Origin of the sequence: Sporosarcina sp. NCCP-2331 (assembly GCF_023707945.1) — a bacterium.
Classification (GTDB): Bacteria; Bacillota; Bacilli; order Bacillales_A; family Planococcaceae; genus Sporosarcina; species Sporosarcina cascadiensis.
This window is the reverse complement of record NZ_BRCD01000058.1, coordinates 1-4,851: the sequence shown is the minus strand read 5'-3', so window position 1 is coordinate 4,851 and position 4,851 is coordinate 1. Positions and strand designations below refer to the sequence as shown.

Sequence of the window (4,851 nt, the reverse complement as noted above, 5' to 3'; positions counted from 1 at the left end):
TTTCTTTCGAAGTTTATCTATCAGGCTGATTGAAAAGAGTTGTTCAGTAGTCCCGAATTAGAGGTGGAAACAACATTTCATTGGCATGGATTAGAAGTAGCTGGAGATGTAGATGGCGGTCCGCATGATCCCCTCAAACCTGGAGAGGAAAAAGTGATAGAGTTTAAAGTTACGCAGGGGGCATCGACGCTTTGGTTTCATCCGCACCCAGAGGGGGAAACTGCTGAACAAGTTTATAAGGGACTTGCGGGACTAATATACATTGAAGATGACAATTCAAAAAGCCTTGGATTGCCGGATGAATATGGGATCAATGACATACCTTTGGTTTTTCAGGATCGAATTTTCGATGATCAAGATCAATTGAATTATAATGCCGTCAAAAATGAAGATGGAACAATCGGTGATACGCTATTGATCAATGGGACATTGAATCCCAAATTAACAGTGAATAAAGAAAAAGTACGTCTTCGTCTCTTAAATGGTTCCAATGCAAGAAATTTCACCTTTAAACTAAATACTGGGGACGCCTTTGTTCAAATCGCTACAGATGGAGGTTTCTTGAATGAACCAGTTCATTTGACTGAGGTTACGCTAACACCTTCAGAACGGGCTGAAATTATTATAGACTTTTCAAAACTACATACAGAAAGTGATTTTGCATTGGTCAATGAAGATGAATCCGTACTTTTGCCTTTCGAATTTTCGAAACAAAACGAGACGATAAGTGAGATTCCCGACAAAATGAATCAGTTCGTATTGACTGAAGAAGAGAAGGTTTTGCCGGTAACTAAGAGAATTGAACTATTTGGGATGATGGATATGGTTACCATTAATGGTAGGAAATTTGATCCGAACAGAATTGATTTTACACAACAGCAAGGCGTGACTGAAGTCTGGGAGATTTACAATAAACCTGACATGATGGGTGAGATGATCCATCCATTCCATATTCACGGTACGCAGTTTAAAATTCTTTCACGAAATGGCGAGGCGCCACCAGAAAATGAAAGAGGTTGGAAAGACAGCATTTCTGTAAATCCCGATGAGACAGTAAAAATAGCCATTCAATTTAAATACAAAGGAGTATATATGTATCATTGTCATATTCTGGAGCATGAAGACAATGGAATGATGGGACAGATTAAGGTGGAATAAACGTTGAGGAAAGTAAGTGAAGTGCAAAGCAGCCAGTGTGAGTTGGATTACACAAGCGGGGTGATAATACTGTCGGTAAACTTCATCGATCCATGGAAGCTTTGGCTGATGCGCTCAGAATTATTACGGATATGGAAAAAAAGAATTGCCGGGTGTTTACTATCTAGGTCCATTTAGGTGAAACTATAAATAAGGATTTTTTAAGGAGTTTGCTTTTTTACGTTTTAAACTGACTGTAAAGGGCAAAATACTACTGAACGCAAATTGGGTGGAGGTGATTCCTTGAAGATGAATTACGAAGAATGCCTAAAAGCATGCCTGGAATGTTTAGAAGCATGTAATACTTGTTTTGATGCATGTCTGAAAGAGGAAGATGTTAAGATGATGGCCGAGTGCATTCGTTTGGATCGTGAGTGTGCAGATATTTGTGCTTTTACTGCACAAGCGATCACTCGCAACAGTCCGTTTATCAATCAGATAATGGAGGTATGTGCAGATATTTGTGAAAGATGTGCCGAAGAATGTGCTAAACATCAACATGACCATTGCCAACGTTGTGCAGAGGCTTGCCGAAAGTGTGCGGAAGCCTGCCGACAAATGATAGCTTAACAGGTTGAAAGGATTAAACTATTAGGGCAATGCAGAAGATCTGTCATTTTCTGCATTGCCCTTTTCTTTATTATTAGATTCCAAATTAAAATATGGAGGCATAAGTAAATGAAAAAGTATTATCTCTTTTTAAGTATTGCAATTATGATTGTAAGTAGTGGATGTGGCAAAGACAATAGTAATGACAACAACAAAAGCAACGACAATAACATTTCCATTACAAAAGAATCTACCCATGAAGATATGGGTATGGATCATTCTGGTTCAGGTGAAGTACCAGACACATTGAAAGTGGCAGAGAATCCAACATATAAAGTCGGAAGCAATGCAATTATTAAGACAGATCATATGCAAGGGATGAAAAATGCGGAAGCAACCATAGTAGGTGCCTATGATACGGTAGCTTATTCACTTTCCTATACACAGACAACTGACGGTAAACGGATAGAAGATCATAAATGGGTTATTCAAGAAGAGCTTAAAAATGCCGGGGATAAAGTTTTAGATCCTGGAAGCGAGGCGATAATTGAAGCCGATCATATGCAAGGGATGAAAGGAGCAACAGGAGTCATTGATTCGGCCAAACGAACGACTGTATATATGATTGACTACACGCCAACCACAGGTGGAGAAAGAGTGACAAATCATAAGTGGGTGACAGATAGTGAACTTTCCGCAAAATAAAAAGAATGTTGTTGATCACGTATAGCAAGTTTATTTTTAAAAAGGCTAAGTCAATATAATGGCGATCTCCTTAAAGATCAAAGACCTTCAATTAAGAAGGTCTTTTTTGGAATTTATAGCTTCATAACTTTTCTTAATTCTTGCGTTACTTCTTCAGATGTAAAATATACTTTTTCTTCGTGACCAATATAAAAAAATGCACTTTTTTCTCCCTCTTCGCCTAAATAGCACTGCAACAAATAATTACCGTCTTCATCGTCAGTAATTAGTAAATCATAATTGACATCTTCGAGTTTCACTTTCTCTTTTTCAGCGGTTATCAAAGCTTTTTTTAACGTGTCCAATTCGTGAGAATCCTCAAAAGTTGCAAAGAATTCCCCATTTAGTTTACCAAAATGAGTTGATTTGGATAAAGAAATCTCTTTTATATCACTAACGTCATCCATTAACATTTTCTTTTCTGATTGACATCCTGCTAATGCCAACGCTATGAAAACTGATGAGAAGACTGCAAACATAAACTTCCCATTCATTGGAATTACCTCCGAATATTTAATTACTAATTACCATCTAGACGTTCTCAATGAATGGAATGTTTCATTAATTAGCAATCAGGCGTTTTCAGCAATTTATAATCATTTACAAACAAGAAGCGTAGTGTTTAAAAATCGCATTTGCTTATATAAGCATATAATTATATGCTATATACGAGGAGGAATTGATATGAACACAAAAGAAACTGTTGATTTGCAGCGAGCTACATTACTCTTGAAATTATTAGGTGATAAGACACGTTTAACTATGCTGAAGTTGCTTATGTCACACGAGTGTTGTGTGTGTGAGTTTGTGGAGATTTTTAAAATGAGCCAACCCGCGATTAGCCAGCATCTTCGTAAGTTGAGGGATATCGAGTTAGTAAAAGAGGTACGAAGTGGGCAATGGGTTTTTTATTCAATTAATAGCGACCATGAAGATTATCAATTGATTAAAAGTATTCTTGACCAATTACCGGGACAGGATGACTTGATTAAGGATTTAGAAAACCAAGGTTTGCGTATCTCATGCAGTTAAGGAGGAACATTGATTGGTTACAACTTTCATTGCAATAGCAGTTTTTGTAATTACGTTAGTTTTTGTTATTTGGCAGCCAAAAAATTTATCAATAGGTTGGACTGCATGCATCGGTGCCATCTTTGCTTTATTATTTGGCGTCGTTGATTTTGTAGATGTTATGGATGTGACAGGTATCGTGTGGAATGCAACATTGGCATTCGTTGCGATTATCATCATTTCGTTGATACTTGATGAGATAGGATTCTTTGAATGGGCAGCTTTACATATGGCACGTTTCGCCAAAGGCAATGGTACCAGAATGTTCATTTATGTCAGTATTCTAGGAGCTATTGTAGCAGCTTTATTTGCAAATGATGGAGCTGCGTTGATCTTGACGCCGATTGTTCTGGCAATGGTCAGGAATTTGAATTTCAGTGAAAAAATGATTTTTCCTTTTATTATCGCCAGTGGATTTATTGCCGATACTACTTCATTGCCTTTTGTAATTAGTAATCTAGTTAATATTGTATCGGCAGACTTTTTTGGGATCGGTTTCGCTGAGTATGCCTCCAGGATGATTGTACCTAACTTATTTGCATTGGTTGCCAGTATTACTGTTCTTTATTTATTTTTTCGTGAAAGTATACCCGGTCAATACAATGTGTCAGATTTAAAACAGCCTAAAGAAGCGATAAAGGACATGAAAATGTTCAAACTAACTTGGATAGTCCTAGGCATTCTGCTGATTGGTTATTTTTCGAGTGACATTTTGAATGTACCTGTCTCCTTCATTGTGGGAATCGTCGCGGTTTTTTTCTTGTTTATGGCAAGCAGAAGTTCTGTAGTGCGACCAAAACAAGTGTTGAAAGATGCTCCCTGGGCAATCGTGTTTTTCTCTATTGGTATGTATGTGGTCGTGTATGGTTTGAAAAATGTCGGCTTGACCAGTGTGTTGGCCGGTGTTATTCAAATTGCTGCTGACCAGGGACTATTTGTGGCCACCATTTCAATGGGCTTTATAGCTGCCTTTTTATCCTCTGTTATGAATAATTTGCCGACAGTGATGATAGATGCGCTGGCCATCGCAGAAACGAGCACAACAGGTTCCATACGTGAAGCTCTGATTTATGCCAATGTCATCGGATCTGATCTCGGACCTAAAATCACGCCGATCGGCTCGCTGGCCACTTTGCTGTGGCTGCATGTACTTTCGCAGAAGGGAATAAAAATCGGTTGGGGATCCTATTTTAAAGTGGGGATTATTTTAACGCTCCCTACGCTGTTTATTACATTGGTCGGACTGTATGCATGGCTGTCCTTCATTCAATAAAAAAAGGCCATTCTAAA

General features: G+C 38.1%; 6 protein-coding genes. 5 read left to right on the top strand and 1 reads right to left on the bottom strand.

Annotated elements, in window-relative coordinates:
- Window positions 1-63: 63 nt before the first annotated feature.
- The 3 genes from NCCP2331_RS18020 (at window position 64) to NCCP2331_RS18010 (ending at window position 2,451) form a co-directional block, all read left to right on the top strand.
- Entirely contained in the window at window positions 64-1,158 is a 1,095-nt protein-coding gene (locus NCCP2331_RS18020) for a multicopper oxidase family protein (protein WP_251672080.1), read from the top strand.
- A gap of 282 nt (window positions 1,159-1,440) precedes the next feature.
- The gene (locus NCCP2331_RS18015; protein ID WP_251672079.1) at window positions 1,441-1,767 is read left to right on the top strand and encodes a four-helix bundle copper-binding protein; all 327 of its coding nucleotides are present in this window, start codon (window positions 1,441-1,443) and stop codon (window positions 1,765-1,767) included.
- A 108-nt stretch (window positions 1,768-1,875) separates the two neighbouring features.
- A complete protein-coding gene (locus tag NCCP2331_RS18010) occupies window positions 1,876-2,451 on the top strand; it encodes a YdhK family protein (protein WP_251672078.1) in 576 nt (191 codons plus the stop codon).
- 113 nt (window positions 2,452-2,564) lie between these two features.
- On the opposite strand, the gene NCCP2331_RS18005 is transcribed toward NCCP2331_RS18010, so the two are convergent.
- The gene (locus NCCP2331_RS18005; RefSeq protein ID WP_251672077.1) at window positions 2,565-2,984 is read right to left on the bottom strand and encodes a hypothetical protein; all 420 of its coding nucleotides are present in this window, start codon (window positions 2,982-2,984) and stop codon (window positions 2,565-2,567) included.
- A gap of 190 nt (window positions 2,985-3,174) precedes the next feature.
- On the opposite strand from NCCP2331_RS18005, the gene NCCP2331_RS18000 reads away from it, so the two are divergent.
- Window positions 3,175-3,522, top strand: a complete 348-nt coding sequence (locus NCCP2331_RS18000) for an ArsR/SmtB family transcription factor (protein WP_251672075.1) — start codon at window positions 3,175-3,177, stop codon at window positions 3,520-3,522.
- Window positions 3,523-3,535: 13 nt separating this feature from the next.
- Window positions 3,536-4,834 (top strand): arsenic transporter, encoded by a 1,299-nt coding sequence (locus tag NCCP2331_RS17995; RefSeq protein ID WP_251672073.1) that lies wholly within the window; start codon window positions 3,536-3,538, stop codon window positions 4,832-4,834.
- The last annotated feature ends 17 nt before the right edge of the window (window positions 4,835-4,851 follow it).